Origin of the sequence: Sinorhizobium terangae (assembly GCF_029714365.1) — a bacterium.
In the GTDB taxonomy this organism is placed as follows: domain Bacteria; phylum Pseudomonadota; class Alphaproteobacteria; order Rhizobiales; family Rhizobiaceae; genus Sinorhizobium; species Sinorhizobium terangae.
The window spans coordinates 1342709-1363967 of record NZ_CP121660.1 but is presented as its reverse complement, the minus strand read 5'-3'; the positions used below and the strand labels follow the sequence as shown (position 1 = coordinate 1363967).

Here is a 21259-nt window from a genome sequence, read left to right as displayed (position 1 = left end):
TGATGTCATTCGCCTCACACCTGCGGTTGGCCCTCAGGGATTTTCGGCCATTGGCCAGCATGGAGAAGCCGCCGGACGACTGTTTCCGCGCTCGTTTGCCAGGCGGGCAGGCGCCGTCCGAAAGTTTTCTCGAACTTCTCCGTGCAAAGGCGCGAGTCCGCTGGGCGCCGGGCTCTTGTCGGGTAGTCGGCGCTGGCAATGTCCTGCACGGTCGCGGATGGGCCGCCATTTGCGCGGCTGACGGCTAGAATGTGCCGCGCGAAACCCGACCAGTTGGTCTCGCCGGTTCCCGCAAGGTGATAGAGGCCGAATCGATCTCTTTGCGGCTGTCTGGCGATCTCCAGTATGGCGGTTGCCAAATCCAGTGCCGACGTCGGATTGCCGTATTGGTCGGAGACGACCGTCAGAGTGTCCCGCCTTTTAGCAAGCCTCAGCATCGTTTTGACGAAGTTGTTGCCAAAGGGACTGTAGACCCAGCTTGTCCGCAAGATGATGTGGCGAGGCGTTATGCTTGCCACCGCCCGCTCGCCTTCGAGCTTGGTCGCGCCATAGAAAGTGCCAGGTCTCGTCGCGTCGTCTTCCCTGTGCGGACCGCGACCGTCGCCGGAAAAGACGTAGTCGGTCGACAGGTGGATGATGGGTACGCCGAGTTTTGCCGCTGCCTCGGCAACGCACGCGGCGCCCACCACGTTGACGGCATGAGCGAGCGCAGGCTCGTCCTCGGCGCGATCGACGGCCGTGTAGGCGGCGGCCGAGATGACAACGTCAGGTCTTGCCGCAACGATCGCCTCCCGCATCGGGACCGGCTGAGTGAGGTCGAACTCGGGGCGGCCGACGGCGATCATTTCGATGTCGCTCAGTGGCGCCGTAAGCTCGATCAGGCTGCTTGCGAGCTGCCCGGTCGTACCGGTGACGAGCACTTTCATCGCGCCACCACCGACTTGCCGAGGCGCTCCCCCCGATAGCTGCGCTCGCGGATCGGCTGCCACCACCAGCCGTTGTCCAGATACCAGTCGATCGTCCGCGCCAGTCCCGTTTCGAAGCTTTCCAGCGGTCGCCAGCCGAGTTCGCGCTCGATCTTGGCCGTGTTCATGGCGTAACGGCGGTCGTGACCTGGCCGATCGTCCACGAATGCGATGAGGTCGCGATAACTCTTCCGGTTTCGGCGTGGTCTCTTACGGTCGAGGATATCGCATATCGTCTCCACGACGGCGAGATTGGTGCGCTCGGAGCCTCCGCCGATATTGTAGCTTTCGCCGGTCGCACCTTGGCCAGCTACCAGCTCCAGCGCTCGCGCGTGGTCGTCGACATATAGCCAGTCGCGAACATTCGCGCCGGTGCCGTAGATGGGCAGCGGCTTTTCCTCCAATGCGTTGAGAATGATCAGGGGCACCAGCTTCTCCGGGAAATGAAAAGGACCATAGTTGTTCGAGCAGTTGGTGATCACCACCGGCAGGCCAAAGGTGTGGTGCCAGGCGCGGACGAGATGATCGGATGCCGCCTTCGAGGCGGAATAGGGCGAGGATGGAGCATAGGGGGTATCTTCGTCAAAGGCACCGTCATCGAAGGGAAGGTCGCCGAACACCTCATCGGTGGACACATGGTGGAAGCGGAACCGCTCGGCCGCCTCTTCGGGAAGGCTGCGCCAGAATTTCAGCGCGGCCTGGAGCAGCCTGAACGTACCGAGGATATTGGTCTCGATGAATGAGCCAGGTCCATCGATCGAGCGGTCGACATGCGTCTCTGCAGCAAGATGCATGATGCGGTCGATCTTTTCTGCATGCAGGATGCCGGCCACGGCCTCTTCGTTGCAGATATCGCCGCGGATGAAACGGTAGTTGGGAAAGTTCTCGATTTGTCGGAGCGAGGCCGGATTGCCGGCATAGGTCAGCTTGTCGAGGTTGATCACGCGCTTGCTTGGGTCGGCCACAAGATGGCGGCAAAGCGCGGAACCGATGAACCCGGCACCGCCGGTGACGAGGATGTTCATGGACGCTCTTCTCCCGCAGCGAATTCGAACACCTCGGCCTGCCGCAGCTGTGGAGCCGTCCGATCCTTCTCGGACAGTTGCAGTTCCGCAAGGGGCAGCGGCCAGGCTATCGCGATGTCAGGGTCGTCGAAACGGATCGCGCGATCATGGGCGGGCGAATAGGGATTTGTGACCTTGTAGACCACCTCCGTGTCCGGCTCGAGTGTCAGAAAGCCGTGCGCGAAGCCCCTGGGAACCAGGAGCTGATTCCATCGGCGGGCGGAAATCTCGATGGCGGCCCATCTCGCGAAGCTGGGTGATCCTCGACGGATATCGACTGCGACATCGAAAATGGCACCTTTGACCACCCTCACCAGTTTGTCCTGCGCGTAGGGCGGAAGCTGGTAGTGAAGGCCCCGCAGGACGCCACGCGAAGCGGAATAGGAGTGGTTGTCCTGGACGAAATCCAGCGCGATGCCGTGTTCGGCGAATTGCCGGGCGTTCCAGGTTTCCGAAAAGAAGCCGCGTTCGTCTCCCATCTTGCGCGGCACAATCTCGAGGACCCCGTCAAGGTCGAGCGATCTGACCTCAAGGCTCATGCGGCGTACTCCTCCACGAGGCGTCGAAGGTAGGAGGCGTAAGCAGTCCTCCCGAGCACGCTGGCGCGCCTCAGCACGTCCTCGGGCCCGAGCCAGCCCATATCGAGCGCGATCTCTTCCGGACAGGCTATCTGGACGCCCTGTCTGCGTTCGACCGTTCGCACGAAGGACGAGGCATCGTGCAGGCTGTCATAGGTGCCGGTGTCGAGCCAAGCATAGCCGCGTCCGAGCTGGCAGACGTGCAATTGTTCCCGTGCGAGATAGATGTTGTTGACCGTGGTGATTTCGAGTTCGCCTCGCGCCGATGGCTTGATCGAAGCGGCAATGTCCGCGACGTCGTTGTCGTAGAAATAGAGGCCGGTCACCGCCCAGTTGGATTTCGGCCTCGCAGGCTTCTCTTCGATCGTCTTCGCCTTGCCTGTCCTCTGGTCGAAGGTGACGACGCCGTAGCGCTCCGGGTCGTCGACGCGATAGGCAAACACGGAGGCGCCCGTTTCACGGGATGCGGCCTGCCGGCAGACATTCGGCAGGCCGTTGCCGAAGAAGATATTGTCGCCGAGGATCATCGCGACATTGCCGTTGCCGATGAATTCGCGGCCGATGATGAAGGCCTCGGCGAGCCCATTGGGGTGCGGCTGTTCGGCGTAGGAGAGGCTCAGCCCGAAGGCGGAACCGTCGCCGAGGAGCGCCTCGAAGCAGGGCAGGTCGCGTGGCGTGGAGATGATGAGAATCTCCCGGATGCCGGTGAGCATCAACACGCTCAACGGATAGTAGATCATTGGCTTGTCGTAGATCGGCAGGATCTGCTTGGAGACGGCGATGGTGAGCGGGTAGAGGCGGGTGCCACTTCCTCCCGCCAGGATGATCCCTTTCATTTTGCCTCCCCCTTGAAACTGCAGTGGTTGCGTGCAACTTCGGCCAGCGGCGATCGAAGCGAGACCTCGTCTACGCGGGTCATTGGCTGGCCTGACCGGGTTGCGGGTCTATTGAACGGGTCAGAGGCGGCTCGGACATACTAGGCATCCGTCGAGCGACGACCTTGACGACGTCTCCCGGCATCAGCGCTGTCGTCTCCGACGCTGGAACCTCACCGATTTTGCCATCGCCTCGGCGGATAATGGCGAAGCTGGTTGCCGCTCCACCGCGCGGCTCGGGATCCCCAGTGGACGAAAGCCTGTCGAACAACAGCCTCTCCATGGTGGCGCGCTTCAGTTTCAGTTGTTCGAGCGTCGCTTGCTCCGATTGCAGTTCGCTGGCGATCTCGGCCTGGCGATTGTCGTAAAGCCCCTCGAGGTTTCGTGTCGTTTCACTGATATTCTGCCGCGCCCGCATGATCGCGGTCACGAAATCCAGGCGATTGGCGCGATCGTTGGCAAGCGCGCGCTCCAGGTCCGACTGTCGCGATGCGACGGCGACGCCTCGTTCGACGAGGGTTTTCACGCCTTTAAGTTCTCGCTCCGCTACTTCTATGCTGGCTTCCGCGGCTTTCACCTTCTCTTCAAGGACCCGGATTTCCTGGTTGAGGAGACCGCGCAGTTCGGACAGCGACTTCGATTGCCGGGCAACCACGTTTGCACGTGTCGAAAAGATGATCCGTTCCTGGTCCTGGATCGCCGCGACAAGCGCCGTGTCGGCGTTCAGAGGCTGGGCGAAGGCTATTTCCTCTACACCCGACATTTCCGCCTGCAGCCGCGCTATTCTCGCGTTGCTGCGCAGCTGTGCGTTGTCAATTCCCCGCAGCTCGCCGATGAGCGTGATATTGTCCTGCGGAGGCCCGGAACTGGTCTCGCGGAGCTCCCCGCCACTCATGGCCAAGGCCTGCAGCACGGTCAGCCCGGGGCGGAACTTGTATTCTCCTGGTGTCGTCACGTCTCCGACAACATAGACTGGCGGGTATTCGACGATCTCGACGGTCGTCTCCGGTGCCTCGACCAGCCCGATCTTGGCCTGCAGGCGTTTGGCGATTTCGGCAGCAAGCTGAGCCTTGTCGAGGTTGCCGACGGTCACGGTGCCGATGACCGGCACCGAGATGGCACCCGCTTCGGACACAACGAATTCTCCGCCGAGCGCCCATGGCACATATTCGCCCTTGGTCGGCATCCACTGCATGATCGTCAAGCGTATTTTCGTCCGAGGCGCAAGTTCGGGCGCATCGGCCCAGGCAGGTGTCGACACGGCGCCGACGATGGTGAGCGCAGCCGCAAAGGAAAAGTTTCGGAGGAAAATGCTGCAAATGCGGCAGGATGCTCGCATATATTTCTCCAACCTGCAAAGCAGTGTCCTCGTCACACCCTCAAGCGGAGAAGAACGCTTCTCCGACAAGCTTATCGTCGCGTGAGTCGCGTAACGCGCATGTCTGCAAGATTCCGACGCTGCAATGGCAAGTGTGCAAATTTCTCCGAATATTTGAAAGAGGAAGCCCAGTGGTTCGGCTTCATCAATATTGGTGAAGCAGTGAAGCGGCCGTTTTATCCCAAACAAAGGGGCGTTGCAGTCGTTCTCCCTTGTTCGACATTAGGATGATACGCGCAAAGTACAGGCAGAAGAGTATTGTTGACCCTATCGATAGATGGAGGGTGATGGTCCCAACGGCCTAGTTCCTTCGGATAGGGCAGGCGGGAACACGTTTTGTTCCGGGACGTCCTTCTAGGCATGCCTCAACCCTTTGGCGCCGTCGCGACCGCGGCTCGTGTGAGCTAAGGTTACCTTGCGGCAGACTTGCGGTTTGCTCTCCTCGGCAAGCACCTTGCCGATCGACGCATTCCGCGGAGAGGGACGTGCTTGATGAGCAGCGGCAATTGCGACGGTGTCGGCATAGCGAGTGAGACCGCGACTGAGCGCCGGCGCGAACCACAACGCGTTATCCTGATCATAGCCAATGCCGGGACAATCTCGGAGAGGCTGATCCATGCTCTCGAAAGGGAATTTCCATGGGTCGTTGTCGAACAGGTCGAGGATGTCGGCGCGGCCTTCAGCCTCTTTTCCCATCCCGTATCGCTCATCCTCGTCGATATCGCACTGATAAGCGAAGCCGAAGAGAGGTCGTCCGAACTCCTCCATGCCCACCCTCAGGCTCTTACCGCCGTCATCGAACCTCATGACCAGAACCTGGACGCGTGCCTTATCAAGCTCCCCAACTCGCCCTTGGTCCGCAGTGTCCTTCCCATGAACCTCAGACTCGATCTGTGGCTGTCGGTAATCAGGCTGATGCTCTCAGGCGGCGAGTATCTTCCACCCGGATTGATCCTGCGGGCGCGGAAGAATGGCCATAGTGCCGACCTGCCTTCCGGCAATGGCGGTATGTCGCCTCGGCCTCGAAGCGAAGAGGCGCGTTTCGCGGAGTTGACCGCTCGCGAAATGCAGATCCTTGAAATGGTCGCCCGCGGTCTGCAAAACAAGCTGATTGCCGCGGAGTTTCGCCTGTCCGAACACACGGTGAAGATTCACCTGCACAACATCATAACGAAACTCGGCGCACACAACAGAACGGAAGCGGCTGCGCGGTTCCGCAGTTTGAAAGAGCGCCACTGATCGCTGATCGTCCATTTACCGGCCCGTTCTCTTACAGCTCAAGGCTGCGAGCTTGGCGTTGAGCGCGATCGACTCCATCTGTTTCCTGCATTTTCCCCGTCGTCACCCATCGCTGCTTGATCGGGCCTGCCATCAGCTTCTGTCCGGCTTCTGCGAGCGGGGCAGATAGAGGGCGGCGTCGGCGCGCAGTCTTCCATGACGGAGCCCGGGCACGAGGGTGCGTCGGGGTCTCACTGCGCTGGAAAAATTTGAAAGTCTTTCGCCTGTAGCGTCGGAATGGGTGGCTAGCGATCATTCGCGTGAAGACGCACAATGACTTCGCTCCGAATGAGGCAAGCGTTACGCCCATCCGGTGCGGGCCGAAGGGCCGAGATGACCACCCGACGTCTTGAATTCCGGGACTGGTCAAAAATCAAAATGGTCGGGAAGTTGGAGGAGCATCTGCCCGGTCTCTGTCGTTCGGCTGCGTCGTGACGGCGTCTGCCAAGGGAGGAAAAATGTTTGAACGACTATTCAAACTGAAAGAGCATGGGACGACTGCCCGCACCGAGATGGTTGCCGGGCTGACGACATTCCTGACGATGTCGTACATCATCTTCGTGAACCCCGACATTCTGTCGACGACCGGGATGGATCGCGATGCGATCTTCGTCGCGACCTGTCTTGCCGCCGCACTAGGCTCTGTCGTCATGGCCCTCGTCGCCAATTGGCCGATCGGCATGGCGCCGGGCATGGGGCTCAACGCCTTCTTTGCCTTCACCGTCGTCGCCGCCCTCGGCTTCACCTGGCAGCAGGCCCTCGGCGCGGTGTTCATCTCCGGCCTCATCTTCCTGCTGCTGACGGTCACGGGCGTGCGAAGCTGGCTGATCGCCGGCATCCCGCATTCGCTGCGCAGCGCGATTGCGACCGGTATCGGCCTGTTCCTCGGCATCATCGCGCTCAAGAACGCCGGTATCGTCGTCGATAATCCCGCAACGCTCGTCGGCCTCGGCGACCTCAAGCAGACAGGGCCCTTGCTCGCGATCCTCGGCTTCTTCGTCATCGCCGTGCTGGATTCGCTAAAGATCCGCGGCGCGATCCTGATCGGCATCCTCGTCGTCACTGTCCTGTCGATGCTGCTCGGCGTCAGCGAGTTCAAGGGTATCGTTTCGGCGCCGCCGAGCATCGCCCCGACGTTCCTGCAGCTCGACATCGTGGGCGCGCTGCATGGCGGCCTGCTCCATGTCATCCTCGTCTTCGTGCTCGTCGAAGTGTTCGACGCGACCGGCACGCTGATCGGCGTCGCCAAGCGCGCGAAGCTGGTCGAGGAGGGCAAGCCCAACCGTCTTGGCCGCGCTCTGCTTGCCGACAGCTCGGCGATCATCGCCGGCTCCCTGATGGGCACGAGCAGCACCACGGCCTATGTGGAGAGCGCTTCCGGCGTCCAGGCCGGCGGCCGCACCGGCCTCACCGCGCTGACCATTGCGGTGCTTTTCCTCGCGGCTCTGTTCATCTCGCCGCTCGCCGCTGCGGTTCCGTCCTATGCAACGGCACCAGCGCTGCTCTATGTGGCGGGCCTGATGATGCGCGAACTCACCGAAGTGGAATGGGATGACCTGACCGAAGCGGCACCGGCAGCCCTGACGGCGATCGCCATGCCCTTCACCTATTCGATCGCCAACGGTCTTGCCTTCGGCTTCGTGAGCTACGTCGTGCTCAAGGTATGCACCGGCAAGTGGAGCGTCATCCACCCGGCGACACAGATCGTGGCAGCGCTGTTCGTCGTTCGCTTCGCGTTCTTCGGCAGCTGATCGGTTGACGTCGGGGCGGAAAGCTCCGGCAGGACGTCCGTTTCTCATCTTGAACACACTGACATCAGCCGGATCTGCTCTCCTGCAGGTCCGGCTTTTCCTTTGTTCAGCGCTCACAGTACCAAGCTGGTTTGAGACGGCACGGCGTCTCTCCCGCCCACGTTCCCGCGAGCGGCAACGGAGACGTTCAAACTTGTCCGATAGTTGTAAAAAATATGTTGCCTTCGCCGCAGGTTCTGCCATGATTTGAAAGGAAAAAATTGGCGCGAATCCGCGCTCATCTTTTGAGAATTTGTAAAATTGGACGCCCGCATGGATGTTGTGCAGAACAGGCTGCTGATCGTCGCCGATGACCTCACCGGCGCGCTCGACACGGCGGCGCCTTTCGCGGTCCATGGATTTTCGGTCGACGTGGTCGCAGACCAGAGCGCGCTCGGCGAGGCGATCGCGGGCGGCTCCGATGTGGTCGCGGTGACCACGCGCAGCCGCGAGATCGAACCGGACGAGGCGGCGCGACGCGTCCGCCTCGCGCAGCAGGCGATGACGCCCGGCATGAGACTTTTCAAGAAGGTCGACTCGCGGCTGAAGGGCAACGTCGAGGCGGAGCTTTCCGTCCTGGATTTTGCGAAGGCCGTCGTCTTGCCGGCAATCCCGGAATTCGGCCGGGTCGTCCGTGATGGCCAGATCTGTGGCTTCGGGGTCGATCAACCGATCTCCATCGCTGCGCGTCTGGGTGCCGTCGCCGATTGCGCCGTCATTCCGGACACGGAGACGGTGGAGGAGATGCGGGCCGCCGTCGATGCCATTGCGCCGGACGATCTTCTTGTCGGTGCCCTGTCGCTCGCCAATGCGTTGGCAAGTAGAATGGGCAGGCGGCGCGCTGAGCCCTTTGCCGCGCGGGAAGGGCGGTTGCTGATGGCAATCGGCTCCCGGGATCCGATAACGGTATCGCAGGTAGAGGAGCTGCGGCGAGCCGTGCCGGATCTCCTCTATCGCTCAGCACCGGCAGGGCGAGTGCAGCAGGCCGGTCACGGATACGAACGCGCTGACGACGTGACCTTGATACAGGCGGTGGAAGGCGTATCGACAGCCCGGGCACTGGACGTGGCAGCGGCGCTCGCGGAATCCGTGGTGGCCTTCTGCGGCGAATGCCGGACGATGCTACTCTCGGGTGGAGCCACGGCGGAGGCCTATTTCGACCGCCAGGGCATTCGGATACTTCGCCTGGTCGGAGAAGTGCTGCCGGGCCTGCCGGTTGCCGAGCATGGCGGCCAATTCTACATTACCAAATCGGGCGGCTTTGGGGTTTCCGACACGCTTTGCAGGGTCGTCCGCGCCATGACGAGGAAAGAGGTATTGGCCTGATGCGCGCCGGAGAGCAGCTTTCGCACCGCAAGAGCCTGAGCGAGGTCGTCTTCGAACGGCTGCAGCACGCGATCAAATCGGGCGCCTACCAGAGCGATGAGCGTCTGCCGACCGAGCACGAGTTGGCCGCGGAGTTTCAGGTCTCCCGACCGGTCGTTCGTGACGCCCTGAAAAGGCTTCGCGATCAAGGCCTTGTCTATTCGCGGCAAGGCGCCGGCAGTTTCGTTCGAATCCAGGGTTTGCGGCAGCCGCTTGGCTTCGGGCCGCTCGAAAACATCGCCGACCTGCAGAACTGCTACGAGTTCCGCATGACGATGGAACCCGAGGCGGCGGCACTCGCGGCCGAGCGGCACAGCGAAACGCAGATCCGAGTGATCAGGCTTGCGCTTGAAACCTTGCAGGATGCGACCAACCGGCACCGTCACCGGGAGGATGCCGACTTCATGTTCCATCTGGCGATCGCGCAGGCGTCGGGAAACAATTACTTCTCGACCGCCATGGAAGCGCTCAAGGAACACATCGCCATCGGCATGCAGTTCCATGGCCTGTCACTGAAAAACTCCGTCGCCGGCCTGCGCCATGTCTATGACGAGCACGCGGCGATCTACGAAGCCATTCGAGACCGGAAATCAAACCAGGCACGCGAGCTCATGCGTGAGCATCTCCGCGGCTCCCGCGATCGGCTTTTCGAGGGTCGGCGGCCAGAACTCACTTAGGACGGTTGATCTTCCACCCCTCGCAATATGCGGATGCGGTTCCGTCCCGCCTCCCGCGGAAGTCGCTTCACAACGAACCGCGAGGGCAGATGTCGCACAGATAGGTCAGGCACGGCATACATGCCCGCCGGCGTCTGTCGCCGGCAGGCCATTGAGAATAAGTGCGCCATCACGCCATCTATGGCGCCAATTCATCTTGCCGGAGTGCAAGCCGGCGGCCCTTCAGAGCGTCGCCCGATAGATGCCGAGCACATCGCTCGCCGACATGTCGCGCGGATTGTTGTCCATCAATCTTCGAATGGCGTGGGCTTCGCCTGCCCAACCCTCCAAAGCGGCAGGATCGGCACCGTGCGCTGACAGCCGCATTTCGACGCCGAGATCCTTGCAGAAGCGGTAGGCAGCGTTCAGAACCTGGGTTTCGTCCTCGAAGACCGGAAGACCGAGCGCCTTCAGGATTTCCGCCGTCTTCTCCTTGCGCACCGGCGCGTTATAGGCGAGCACATGCGGGAAGATGATGGCGTTCGCCAGTCCGTGCGGCAGTCCAAGACGTGTGCCGAGCGGATAGGCGAGTGCGTGGCCGGCTGCCGTGTTGACCGGGCCGAGGCAAATACCGCCGTAGTAGGAGGCGAGCATCATGCCGGCGCGCGCTTCCGTGTCGCGGCCATTCTCCACGGCCCGCGCGAGATATTTACCGACGAGGCGAATGCCCATGCGGGCATAGCCGTCGATGAGGTCATGGGCGCGGATATTGGTGAAGGCCTCCACGCAGTGCGCCATGGCGTCGATGCCGGTGGCAGCCGTCACCGCCGGCGGCACCGACCAGGTCAGTTCCGGATCGAGGATGGCGATATCCGCAAGCAGGTGCGGGCTTTCCACCGCCTTCTTGGAATGCGTGCCACTGTCGGTGATCAGCGCCCGGATGCCGGCTTCGGATCCCGTGCCGGCCGTTGTCGGCACCTGCGTCAGCCCGGTCCGGCGGCCTTGGACCTTGTCCGGTCCGACAACGTCGTCAAGCGATTGGGAGCCATCCCACAGGGCGGCGACGAGCTTGGCGACGTCCAGCACCGAGCCGCCGCCGAGCCCGACGACAAGGTCGGGCCGCAAGGCACGGGCCGCCTCCAGGGCAGCGGTAAGCGCCCTGTCGTCCGGTTCGGCGGGAACGTCGGAAAAGATCGACGCCTTGTTGCCGAGACCGAGCCTTTCCGCAAAGCCGATCGTGTGTTCCGACGCGATGATCAGCACGCGCTGGGCGCGCTCGGCCAGGGCACCGAGCCGCGCCGAGGCGCCCGCGCCGATCTCGAGGCGCTTCGGTTGGTGAAGCGTAATCGGTCTCGCCATACCGTCCATGATTGCCCCTCACGCCTCTTCCAGCTCAGCCATGCGCGCCCACACCGCCTCGCGTTCCGCGTCGGTCAATTCCACGAGCGGGGGATTGACGCGCAGCCAGCCATTGTCACCGCGCCGGCGCGCAACCATTGCCTTGACGGTCGGAAGCTGCACATAGGCATTGGTGAGTTCGCGCCAGGCGACGATCTTCTCCTGCGCGGCCTTCACCTCCGTCTGCTTGCCGGCGACGTTCCAGTTGTCGAAGACGAGGCGGAGATCGCCAGCCACCAGGTTCGAGCTTGCCGTGATGCAACCGGCGCCGCCGGCTTGCAGCAATGGCAGCAGCAGCGGGTCGGCGCCAGCCAGAACACCGAAATCCGGGAAGGCCCTGACCATGGCCTTCATGTTTTCGAGATCGCCCGAACTGTCTTTGATGCCGACGACTATGCCTGGGAAATTCTCACGAAGGCGGGCGATGACCTCATGCGGGATCGCCACGCCGGAAACCTGGGGAATGTGATAGAGCACGATCCTCAACCGGTCGTCGCCGACACCTTCAATGATGCGCGCATAGGCGCGATAGATGCCCTCGGCGCTGACACCTTTGTAATAGAAGGGCGGCAGCATCACGACGCCGCGCACGCCAGCGCGGACGGCGTGGCGGGTGAGTTCGATCGTGTCGGCGACGGCCGATTGGGCGGTTCCCGGCAGGAGCTGTTCCGGGCGGATGCCGCCCGCTATCGCACGGTCGAGAATTTCCATGCGGTCCTTCAATCCGAAGGAATTGGCTTCTCCGGTGGTGCCCAGGAGGGCGATGCCGTGGCAGCCTTCGTTAAGCAGCTTCCGGCAATGGTCTATGAACAGACGGAAATCCGGCCTGCCATCGGTCGTTACGGCTGTGGTTGCGGCGCAGAATACGCCGCCAATCTCGAAATCAGACATTTGCGTTCTTCCCAGCGATAAGCTTGCGCGCATAGGCGATAGCGGCGTTCATGTTGACATGGTTGGCTTTGCCCGTACCGGCGATATCGAAGGCAGTCCCGTGATCAACCGAGGTCCGATCGATCGGTAGGCCCACCGACACGTTGACCGCCGTATCGAAGGCGACGAGTTTGATCGGGATGTGACCCTGATCGTGATATTGCGCGATGACGAGATCGAAGCCGCCCTGGTAGGCGCGATGGAAAACCGTGTCCGCCGAAATCGGGCCCTGCACATTGATGCCTTCCGCGCGCGCTTCGGTCACGGCGGGCGCGATGTGTTCATCGTCTTCCGTCCCGAAAAGGCCGTTTTCGCCGCAATGGGGATTGATGCCGGCGACCGCGATTCTCGGGTTCTCGTAACCGATGCGTTTCAAATGCTCGTTGCCCGCCCGGATCGTCGCCAGAATGCGCTCGGGCTTGGCACGCCCGATTGCGTCCTTCAGCGAAACATGGGTCGAAACATGGATGACCTTGAGCCGCTCTGACGCCAGCAGCATGAAGGCGGATTTCGAGCCGGTCAGCGCCGTCAGCATGCCGGTGTGGCCGTCATAGTGGTGGCCGGCCGAGTTCAGCGCCTCTTTGTTGATGGGAGCGGTGACGATGCAGCCGATCTTTCCGGCCATTGCCGACTTGACGGCGAGGTCGATGAAACGAAAGGAGGCGTCGCCGGAGACCGCGCTGAGCTTGCCCCAGGGGAGCGGCGCCCCTTCGACCGGAACATCATCGACGGTGCCACGGAGGTCGAGTTCGATACCGAGGACCGCCTTGGCCGCCTCGAGCTGCGCCAGGCTTCCGAACACGCGCGTTGCGGCCCGGTCGGCGTCGTTCATCTCGGCCAGAGCCTTGACGATGATCTCCGGTCCGACGCCCGCCGGGTCGCCCATGGTTATGCCAACGATATTGCTCATTTCGGGTCTCCGTCGATCCAGCCCTTGGCGAGGCGGACGTATTTGATCGCGCGGCGATGGAAGGTGAAGGCGATGTGAAGGTTGCCTTCCGCATCCTCGAGAAGCGCCGGATAGGAAAGCTCGTGATTCCGCCCATCGAGCGAATTGTTTGAAAGGCAAGTGCCCGGGCCGCCTTCGACCACGCGCCGAAGCGGGAACGTCCTGCCGCCGTCCGTCGAAACGCAAAGCGTCAGCGGCGCACGGGGCACGCCCCAGATCGGTGTTATACCACCCTCAGCGTTCGGACGATGATCCTCCTCACCAAGTTCGTCGTAGAGCGACTCGCGCCGGTCGCGCGATGTTGTCGACGAGACGGGATTGCAGAGCAGCGCCACCCGCCCGTCGGCAAGGCGGATGGCCGCGATCGAGGAATTGTTGTTGGGCACGTCCGTCGCCTCCGGCGCCGTCCAACTCCGCCCGCCATCAGGGCTTGTCGAACGGTAGACGAAGTCCGCCTGGCGGCGGCGGAAAAACGCGACCATCTCATTGCCGTCGAGCGGCACGATCGTCATGTGGACGCAGCCATAGGACTGCGGGACTTCGGTGACCGACCAGTTCGCGCCCTCATCGTTGCTCACTGCCACGGCTGCGGTGTCGTGCGTACCGGTCCAGCGTGCGCCGGGGCGTGGGTTGCACAGAAACAAAGGCAGCATCCAGGCGCCATCGTCACGCCGGACGATCGTCGCGCGGATGAACGTCCCGGCCGCCAGCCCAAGGTCACGCGCCTGTCCGGAAACGGGCGTTCCGTTCTCAAGGGTCAAGGACCTTTCGCGCACGCGGCTTTCGTCCTGGTTTCCCGAGGGCTGTGCCGTGTGAAACAGGCTGACGCCCCCGTCGGGGCGGACAAAGATCATCGGGTTTTGTTCGGAGCGCTCCGGATCATCGCTGACCTGGACTGTGTTGGACCAGGTGCTGCTCCCTGGCGCAAGCGTCGAGAGGTGAATGGAAATGTCCGATTTGCCCTCGAGCGTCCCGGCAAACCAGGCGCAGGCGAGCGAGCCATCCGGCAGGAACGCTAGGAACGACGCGTGATTGTGAATCCTGGGGGACGGCAGAAAGGCCTCTTTGCGGTCCGCCTCAATGCGAACGACGTGCCCGTCCATGCGTCTTCCGATCTCTTCCGGCGTCAATTCCTCTCCTCCTTTTTCCCGTCGATGTGCAAAAAGAATTCAAACAAATCAGATGTTGTCAAGTTGAATATGATCAATCTAGGAGCCTAAGTGTGCGCAGCACGTCAGATAAGCGAAGCAAAAACAATAAGATGTCGTGATGCAAAATTCGTTTGCAGGAAATCGCCTTAACATCAGTTGACAAATTAATGAGCTTCCTCCAGTCTGCCGTTCAATGAACGAGAGGAGCATCGCGCGAGAGGCATGGCCGCAATCGTCAATCATCAAGGTGAGCGTACGACGGCCATGGCGCTGTGTTGCGTGGCGACGGCCGCCGCGCTTGCCGCGGCGGATGCCGCCGTCGTGCGTCTCCTCGCAGGTGAGGTGCATGCGTTCGTCATCGGCTTCTTTCGCAGCCTTTTCGGCCTGGTGACCATCGTTCCATTGATCGTGGCGCGCCCTCGAGTCCTGAAATCCGGCTATCGGCTCCAGCATGCCACTCGCGCGGCGCTGAAGCTTGCCGCGCTCGTATGTTTTTTTATGGCCTTCGCTGCCGCGCCGCTCGCCGATGCGATGGCGATCATGTTCACGACGCCGATCTTCCTGATGCTGGGCGCCTGGCTGTGGCTTGGCGAAAAGCTCACCCCCGGCCTCATCTTCGCGCTCGTGGCAGGCTTTGCCGGCGCCTTGATCATCATCGACCCTGCTGGACATGGCGGCATGGAGGTGGCCCTGCTTCTGGCGCTCGCTGGCGCCGCACTTCAGGCGCTCGTCCAGCTCATGCTGAAGCGCATGTCCGATCTGGATTCCACCGAGACGCTGGTGGTCTGGAACCTGATCGCCACCGTCCCGCTGGCAGCCGTTCCCGCGGCATTCTATTGGACGACGCCCGACCTGCGGGAGTTCGCCTTACTCGCACTGCAAGGCGCGATGGGCGCTGCCAACATGGCGCTGATGACCAAGGCGTTCAGCATAGCGGATGCATCGCAGATCGCACCCATGGACTTTCTCCGTCTCCCCTTTGTTGCCGTCATGGCGTGGATCCTGTTCGGCGAGGTCGCAGGACTGTCCACCTGGCTCGGTGCCGCGATCATCTTCGCCGCGACGATGATCGTCGTCGGAGGCGGGCGCCTGAAGCGGCGGGTGGCGGAAGATTGAGACAACCTGCCGCCGGTTGGCGGCTACCGATAGCGACGGCTTCGCAGCGCGGCCGGACACGGAACATTGAAAGCGCTGGCTCATCAGGGAGGAGTAGATGAAGGGTAAGAGACTGCTGTTGGGCTTGATGATGACCGCGTCGGCGGCAGCGTCGGCCTGGGCCCAGGAGGCAAAGGACATCACGGTCGTTCTCGATGAAGAAGTCGACCTTGTCGAGCCTTGCATGGCGACGCGTTCGAACATCGGGCGCATCATCCTGCAGAACGTTTCCGAGACACTGACGGAACTCGACGTTCGCAATAACAAGGGGCTGATGCCGCGCCTGGCCGAGAGCTGGGAGGAGGCAAGCCCCGGCACCTGGCGCTTCCATCTGCGCAAGGATGCGAAATTCTCCGACGGATCCGCCTTTGACGCGGGTGACGTCAAGCACTCGATCGAACGGGCAATGAGCGACAAGATCTCATGCGAAAGCCCGCGCTATTTCGGCGATACCAAGCTGGAAACCAAGGTCGTCGACGACAATACGATCGACATCACCGCGACGCCGGCACAGCCAATCCTGCCGCTGCTGATGACGCTGGTGACGATCGTGCCTGCTGAAACGCCGATCGAATTCACGCGTGAGCCGATCGGCACGGGGCCTTACAAGCTCACCGAGTGGAAGGCGGGCCAGAGCATCACGCTTACACGCCGTGACGACTACTGGGGAACCGCGCCGGAGGTGACGAAGGCGACCTACGTGTTCCGTGCCGATCCTTCCGTGCGGGCGGCCATGGTCGCAGCCGGCGAGGCTGACATTGCGCCGCTGATCTCGGAACTCGACGCAAATGACGCGGAGATGGACTTCAGCTACCCCAACTCCGAAACCTTCTATATGCGGCTCGACCACTCGATCCCGCCGCTCAACGACAAGCGCGTGCGCCAGGCACTCAACATGGCGCTCGATCGTGATGCCTTCATCGGCACCTTGTTGCCGAAGGGCGCGATCAAGGCGACGGCAATCGTGCCTCCGACGACACTCGGCTGGAACCCCGATGTGAAGGTAGCGCCCTACGATCCCGAAGGCGCCAAGAAGCTGCTTGCCGAGGCGAAGGCCGATGGCGTTCCTGTCGAAACACCCATCACGATCGTCGGGCGCACCAACAACTTCCCGAACGTGGTGGAAGTGCTCGAAGCCGCCCAGCAGATGTTCGAAGAGGTAGGCTTCAAGACGAAGCTGCAGATGTACGAAGTCGCGGAGTTCGAGAAGCAGTATTCCAAGCCCTATCCGGAAGGCCGGGGGCCACTGCTTGTCGCCGCCCAGCACGACAATGCGCGTGGCGATCCGGTCTTCTCGATGTACTTCAAGTACGACAGCAACGGCCGCCAATCGGGCATCGCCAATCCGGAGGTCGACAAGATGATCGCCGAAGCGACCGCGGCAACGGGCGAGAAACGCGCGGCCGGTTGGAAGAAGCTCATCGCCTACCTTCATGACGACGTGGTTGCCGATGTGCTGCTGTTCCATATGGTGGGCTTCGCACGGGTTAATCCGCGCATCGACTTCACCCCGACAATCGCAACCAATTCGCAACTGCAATTGTCGGAAATCCGCTTCAAGTAAGCGGATCCTGAAATAGGGAGGGCGGCGGCGACTCCGCCCTTCCCTACAGCGCCATGCGTCTTCAGGCGCACAAAAGGTCGCTGTAGCACTTTGATCTACTGCATGTTCCTCAACTCGGCTCCGATGGAGGAACATGCAGAGACAATCGGGAGTAGGACCGATGGGAAAAAAGATGATGAGGCGCGTCGTGTCGAGTTTCTTCTCGCTCGTCGCGCTGGTTGTGATGGTGTTCTTCCTGTCGCGGCTGACGGGCGATCCGGCAGCCTTGTTCCTGCCGATCGATGCGACGCAGGAAATGCTCGATCAATTCCGCGAACTCCATGGGCTGAATGATCCTCTGATCCAGCAGTTCGGACGTTATGTCTGGGACGTCCTGCACCTCGACTTCGGCGACTCGATCCGCAAGGCGCGTCCTGCGATCGAGGTGGTCCTCGAGTCCTTCACCTGGACGCTGCAACTGGCGCTGATCACCATCGCGCTGGTGACCGCGCTCGCCATCACCATCGGCTCGGTCGCAGCCTTCCGGCCGGGCGGCCTGTTCGATCGCTTCGTCTCCCTGGTTTCGCTGATCGGCGCTTCGGCGCCCGATTTCTGGATCGCGATCGTCGGCATCGTCGTCTTTTCCATCACGCTCGGCTGGGTTCCGACATCGGGCACCGGCACGGTGTGGCACTGGATTCTGCCGGTCGCCGTGCTCTTCATCCGGCCATTCGGCCTGATCCTTCAGGTCGTGCGCGGATCGATGCTGACAGCCTTCGGGTCCGCCTATGTGAAGACGGCTCGAGCCAAGGGCGTCGGAAACCGTTCGATCATTTTCGTCCACACACTGCGCAATGCCATGCTGCCGGTGATCACGGTCGTCGGCGACCAGGCGGCGGCGATGCTCAACGGCGCGGTTGTCGTGGAGACGATCTTCGGCTTCCCCGGCGTCGGCAAGCTGATGATCGATTCCATCCTGCAACGCGACTTCAACGTGATCCTTGCGGCGATCATGGTCACCGCGATTGCGATTTTCGTCATGAACCTGCTGATCGACATCGCCTATGCATTGCTCGATCCGCGCCTCAGGACCTGAAGGCCATGACCATGTCCAGTACTTTGCCATCCACGCAGATCTCGGCCAAGCAGCGCGGCAAGGCGCATGTGCTCCTCGGTATGCTGTGGCGCGACAAGTTTGCGTTCTTTGCGACGGTCTTCCTCGTTCTTGCGGTCCTGTGCGCGCTCTTCGGACCGATGTTGCTGCGCGAGGCGGCCGTTGCCCAGAACCTGCGCGCCCGCAACCTGGCGCCGTTTACACTGGATCGGGGCTGGCTCTTCCTGCTTGGGGCCGATGCCCTCGGCAGGCCGCTGCTTGCCCGCATCGTCGTCGCCGCGCAAAACACCTTGATGATCGCCGCCGGTGCGGTCGTCTGTTCCGGCGTCGTCGGTGCGCTGCTAGGCCTCGTTGCCGGTTACGCGTCGGAGCGACTGTCGAACGTGATCATGCGGCTTGCGGACGTGATCATGTCCTTTCCGTCGCTGCTACTCGCAGTGATCGTGCTCTACATGCTGGCGCCGTCGGTCGGCAACATCGTGATCGTTCTGGCCATCACGCGGATCCCGGTCTATCTGCGCACGACGCGGGCCGAGGTGCTCGAAATCCGCCAGCGCATGTTCGTGCAGGCGGCAAAGGTCATGGGCGCTTCTTCGCTGCGGATCGTCTTCCGCCATATCCTGCCGATGGTCGTCCCGACGCTCGTCACCATAGCGACGCTGGACTTTGCCTTCGTCATGCTGGCCGAGTCCTCGCTCTCCTTCCTCGGCATCGGCATCCAGCCGCCCGAGGTGACCTGGGGCCTGATGGTCGCGCAAGGCAAGCAATACCTCACCAACGCCTGGTGGTTGGCGTTCTGGCCGGGCCTGGCGATCATTCTGACGACGCTGTCGCTCAACCTGCTGTCGAACTGGATGCGTGTCGCCCTCGATCCGGCGCAGCGCTGGAGGCTTGAAATCGGAGGCCGCAAGAATGGCTGAGCATCTGCTTGAAGTGCGAAACCTGTCCGTTCAGTTCCACACGGCCGGCGGAACGGTGCATGCGGTGCGCAACATAAGCTGGCATCTCGACCGCGGCGAGACGCTGGCGATCCTCGGCGAAAGCGGCTCGGGCAAATCCGTCTCCGCCTCCGCGATCATGAATCTGATCGACATGCCGCCGGGAGAAATCACCAGCGGCGAGGTCATCTTCGCCGGCAGGAATCTGCTTGCCATGTCTGATGACGAGCGCCGCGCGATCAACGGCAAGCGGATCGCAATGATCTTTCAAGACCCGCTCAGCCATCTGAATCCGGTCTTCACCGTCGGCTGGCAGATCATCGACGTCATGCGCATTCATGGAGTGCCGGCAGATGAGGCGCGCGCGCGGGCGCTCGATCTCCTGAAGCGTGTCGGCATTCCCGCGCCTGAAACGGCAATGCGCAAATATCCGCACCAGTTCTCCGGCGGTCAGCGGCAGCGCCTGATGATTGCCATGGCGCTTGCGCTCAAACCCGACATCGTGATTGCCGACGAGCCGACAACCGCACTCGACGTCACGGTGCAGGCCGAAGTGCTTGCCCTTCTCGGCGAGTTGCAGAAGGAAACCGGCCTCGGACTGCTGTTGATCACTCATGATCTCGGCGTCGTGGCCGACATCGCCGACCGGGTGGTCGTGATGAATGCCGGCGAGATCGTGGAGACCGGGACGCCGGACGAGGTCTATCACAATCCGAAGCACCCCTACACGCGCAAGCTGATTTCGGCCGCTCCCGGCCGGGGTGAGATGCATGAACCGAATGCCACCGGCGAGCCGCTTCTGAAGGTCGAAAACCTTTGCAAATCCTATGGTTCCTTCAAGGCGCTGAAGGGCGTGTCCTTCACGCTGCAGCCGGGAGAGACGATAGCGGTCGTCGGCGAAAGCGGATCGGGGAAGTCTACGCTGGCGCGGGCGCTCCTGCGGCTCGACGAAGCGGACTCGGGCCATGCCTATTGGAACGGCCGGGACCTTCTGAAAATGCCGGCCAAGGAGCTTTACCAGCTCAGGCGCCAGATGCAGATGGTGTTTCAGGATCCGACACAGTCGCTCAATCCGCGCATGACGGTCTACCAGCTGATCTCCGAGGCCTGGGTCATTCATCCCGAGATCCTGCCGAAGGCGCAGTGGCGCGCACGGGTGGAGGAACTGCTGACGCAGGTTGGCCTTTCGCCCGCCCACGCCGAGCGTTATCCGCACCAGTTCTCCGGCGGCCAGCGCCAGAGGATCGCGATCGCCCGCGCGCTGGCGCTCCGACCCGAACTCATCGTGTGCGACGAGGCGGTCTCCGCGCTCGACGTATCCATCCAGGCGCAAGTGATCGCGCTCCTCGACAAGCTCCGGCGTGAACTCGGCATCGCCTTCATCTTCATCGCCCATGATCTGCCGGTTGTGCGCGATTTCGCCGATCATGTGATGGTGATGCAGGCGGGCGAGTGCGTCGAAGTCGGCACGGTCAGGCAGATCTTCGAGAACCCGCAGCGCGACTATACGCGCCGCCTGCTCGAGGCCGGCCTCGATCCGGATCCGCGTGTCCAGGCCGCGCGTCGCATGCCAAAGGTCCGGGCCGGCTTCGAAGTGGGCTGAGCAATCGCTGGCGACAAGCGAGAACGGGGCCGCGCGTTACCGCAGGAGGAACGGCTCCTCGAAGAAATGTTCCTCCAGGTTGACGCCTTCACCGCCGCGGTCGATCACCGCGAAATCGGAAACACTCTCCAGCGGCGTCAGGATGCCGTGCCAGACGTTACGGGCGATGTTGACCCCTTGGCCTGGCGTCGTCAGGAATGCACGCGGTTCGCCGGGTCCATCGGCCGTCTCCTCGGAAACCACGACCAGGAAGGGGTTGCCGCCGAGTGGAATAAAGGCTTGGCTCCCAAGCGGGTGACGCTCGACCATCGTCAATATCAGGGGCAGGGCGTAAGGCTCGCCGCGCACAATGCTGATCATCGGGCGCGCCTTTTCGCCCGCGGTCTCGATCCTGGCGAGGTCGTGATAGCGCATGCACCGGCCGCCATTGATCGGAAAGCTGTGGGCGTTTTCCGTCTCGATGACGTCGCCGAAGGGCGCGAAGGCCTCGCGGGTCAAAGGCTGGATGGCGATTTCCTTCATCTGGTAG

Annotated in this window: 19 protein-coding genes; 9 read left to right on the top strand and 10 right to left on the bottom strand. The window is 62.2% G+C overall.

Features of this window, described 5'->3' with window-relative positions; translation table 11 throughout:
- Window positions 1-14: 14 nt before the first annotated feature.
- The 5 genes from rfbD to QA637_RS24965 all read right to left on the bottom strand — a co-directional run bounded on the left by rfbD (window position 15) and on the right by QA637_RS24965 (window position 4821).
- The gene (rfbD, locus tag QA637_RS24985) at window positions 15-926 is read right to left on the bottom strand and encodes a dTDP-4-dehydrorhamnose reductase (protein ID WP_283065371.1); all 912 of its coding nucleotides are present in this window, start codon (window positions 924-926) and stop codon (window positions 15-17) included.
- Window positions 923-1990 (bottom strand): dTDP-glucose 4,6-dehydratase, encoded by a 1068-nt coding sequence (rfbB, locus tag QA637_RS24980; protein WP_283065369.1) that lies wholly within the window; start codon window positions 1988-1990, stop codon window positions 923-925. Before rfbB ends, rfbD begins: the two co-directional genes overlap by 4 nt.
- The gene (gene rfbC, locus QA637_RS24975; protein ID WP_283065368.1) at window positions 1987-2568 is read right to left on the bottom strand and encodes a dTDP-4-dehydrorhamnose 3,5-epimerase; all 582 of its coding nucleotides are present in this window, start codon (window positions 2566-2568) and stop codon (window positions 1987-1989) included. The genes rfbB and rfbC overlap by 4 nt, the downstream gene beginning before the upstream one ends.
- Window positions 2565-3443, bottom strand: a complete 879-nt coding sequence (rfbA, locus tag QA637_RS24970) for a glucose-1-phosphate thymidylyltransferase RfbA (RefSeq protein ID WP_283065366.1) — start codon at window positions 3441-3443, stop codon at window positions 2565-2567. The genes rfbC and rfbA overlap by 4 nt, the downstream gene beginning before the upstream one ends.
- A 79-nt stretch (window positions 3444-3522) precedes the next feature.
- Window positions 3523-4821 carry a polysaccharide biosynthesis/export family protein gene (locus QA637_RS24965; RefSeq protein ID WP_283065364.1) on the bottom strand — a complete coding sequence of 433 codons (1299 nt, stop codon included), beginning with the start codon at window positions 4819-4821 and terminating at the stop codon, window positions 3523-3525.
- 531 nt (window positions 4822-5352) lie between these two features.
- Here QA637_RS24965 and QA637_RS24960 point away from each other — a divergent pair.
- The 4 genes from QA637_RS24960 to QA637_RS24945 all read left to right on the top strand — a co-directional run bounded on the left by QA637_RS24960 (window position 5353) and on the right by QA637_RS24945 (window position 9970).
- Window positions 5353-6099 carry a response regulator transcription factor gene (locus QA637_RS24960; RefSeq protein ID WP_283065362.1) on the top strand — a complete coding sequence of 249 codons (747 nt, stop codon included), beginning with the start codon at window positions 5353-5355 and terminating at the stop codon, window positions 6097-6099.
- Window positions 6100-6596: 497 nt separating this feature from the next.
- Window positions 6597-7889: an NCS2 family permease gene (locus tag QA637_RS24955; RefSeq protein ID WP_283065360.1), complete on the top strand. Its 1293-nt coding sequence runs from the start codon at window positions 6597-6599 to the stop codon at window positions 7887-7889.
- A 312-nt stretch (window positions 7890-8201) separates the two neighbouring features.
- Window positions 8202-9254 (top strand): four-carbon acid sugar kinase family protein, encoded by a 1053-nt coding sequence (locus QA637_RS24950; protein WP_283065358.1) that lies wholly within the window; start codon window positions 8202-8204, stop codon window positions 9252-9254.
- Window positions 9254-9970: a FadR/GntR family transcriptional regulator gene (locus tag QA637_RS24945; protein ID WP_153440471.1), complete on the top strand. Its 717-nt coding sequence runs from the start codon at window positions 9254-9256 to the stop codon at window positions 9968-9970. The genes QA637_RS24950 and QA637_RS24945 overlap by 1 nt, the downstream gene beginning before the upstream one ends.
- Window positions 9971-10192: 222 nt before the next feature.
- Here the strand turns inward: QA637_RS24945 and QA637_RS24940 are convergent, their stop codons facing one another.
- From QA637_RS24940 to QA637_RS24925, 4 genes are read right to left on the bottom strand one after another with little or no spacing between them, the layout of a single operon-like run.
- Window positions 10193-11317 carry an iron-containing alcohol dehydrogenase gene (locus QA637_RS24940; RefSeq protein ID WP_283065355.1) on the bottom strand — a complete coding sequence of 375 codons (1125 nt, stop codon included), beginning with the start codon at window positions 11315-11317 and terminating at the stop codon, window positions 10193-10195.
- Window positions 11318-11326: 9 nt separating this feature from the next.
- Complete coding sequence (locus QA637_RS24935; RefSeq protein ID WP_283065354.1) at window positions 11327-12238, bottom strand: dihydrodipicolinate synthase family protein; 912 nt, start codon at window positions 12236-12238, stop codon at window positions 11327-11329.
- Window positions 12231-13187 carry a 4-hydroxythreonine-4-phosphate dehydrogenase PdxA gene (pdxA, locus tag QA637_RS24930; RefSeq protein WP_283065352.1) on the bottom strand — a complete coding sequence of 319 codons (957 nt, stop codon included), beginning with the start codon at window positions 13185-13187 and terminating at the stop codon, window positions 12231-12233. The genes QA637_RS24935 and pdxA overlap by 8 nt, the downstream gene beginning before the upstream one ends.
- Window positions 13184-14356: a sialidase family protein gene (locus QA637_RS24925; protein ID WP_283065351.1), complete on the bottom strand. Its 1173-nt coding sequence runs from the start codon at window positions 14354-14356 to the stop codon at window positions 13184-13186. Before QA637_RS24925 ends, pdxA begins: the two co-directional genes overlap by 4 nt.
- A 243-nt stretch (window positions 14357-14599) precedes the next feature.
- On the opposite strand from QA637_RS24925, the gene QA637_RS24920 reads away from it, so the two are divergent.
- The 5 genes from QA637_RS24920 (at window position 14600) to QA637_RS24900 (ending at window position 20730) form a co-directional block, all read left to right on the top strand.
- Window positions 14600-15493 (top strand): DMT family transporter, encoded by an 894-nt coding sequence (locus tag QA637_RS24920; protein ID WP_283065349.1) that lies wholly within the window; start codon window positions 14600-14602, stop codon window positions 15491-15493.
- Window positions 15494-15590: 97 nt separating this feature from the next.
- Window positions 15591-17096, top strand: coding sequence for an ABC transporter substrate-binding protein (locus QA637_RS24915; RefSeq protein ID WP_283065348.1), 1506 nt, complete (start codon window positions 15591-15593; stop codon window positions 17094-17096).
- A 160-nt stretch (window positions 17097-17256) separates the two neighbouring features.
- Entirely contained in the window at window positions 17257-18171 is a 915-nt protein-coding gene (locus QA637_RS24910; RefSeq protein WP_283065347.1) for an ABC transporter permease, read from the top strand.
- An 11-nt stretch (window positions 18172-18182) separates the two neighbouring features.
- A complete protein-coding gene (locus tag QA637_RS24905) occupies window positions 18183-19109 on the top strand; it encodes an ABC transporter permease (protein ID WP_428843142.1) in 927 nt (308 codons plus the stop codon).
- Window positions 19102-20730, top strand: coding sequence for an ABC transporter ATP-binding protein (locus QA637_RS24900; protein WP_283065346.1), 1629 nt, complete (start codon window positions 19102-19104; stop codon window positions 20728-20730). Before QA637_RS24905 ends, QA637_RS24900 begins: the two co-directional genes overlap by 8 nt.
- 36 nt (window positions 20731-20766) lie before the next feature.
- Here QA637_RS24900 and QA637_RS24895 read toward each other — a convergent pair whose 3' ends face one another.
- Window positions 20767-21252 (bottom strand): ureidoglycolate lyase, encoded by a 486-nt coding sequence (locus QA637_RS24895; RefSeq protein ID WP_283065344.1) that lies wholly within the window; start codon window positions 21250-21252, stop codon window positions 20767-20769.
- Window positions 21253-21259 lie beyond the last annotated feature (7 nt).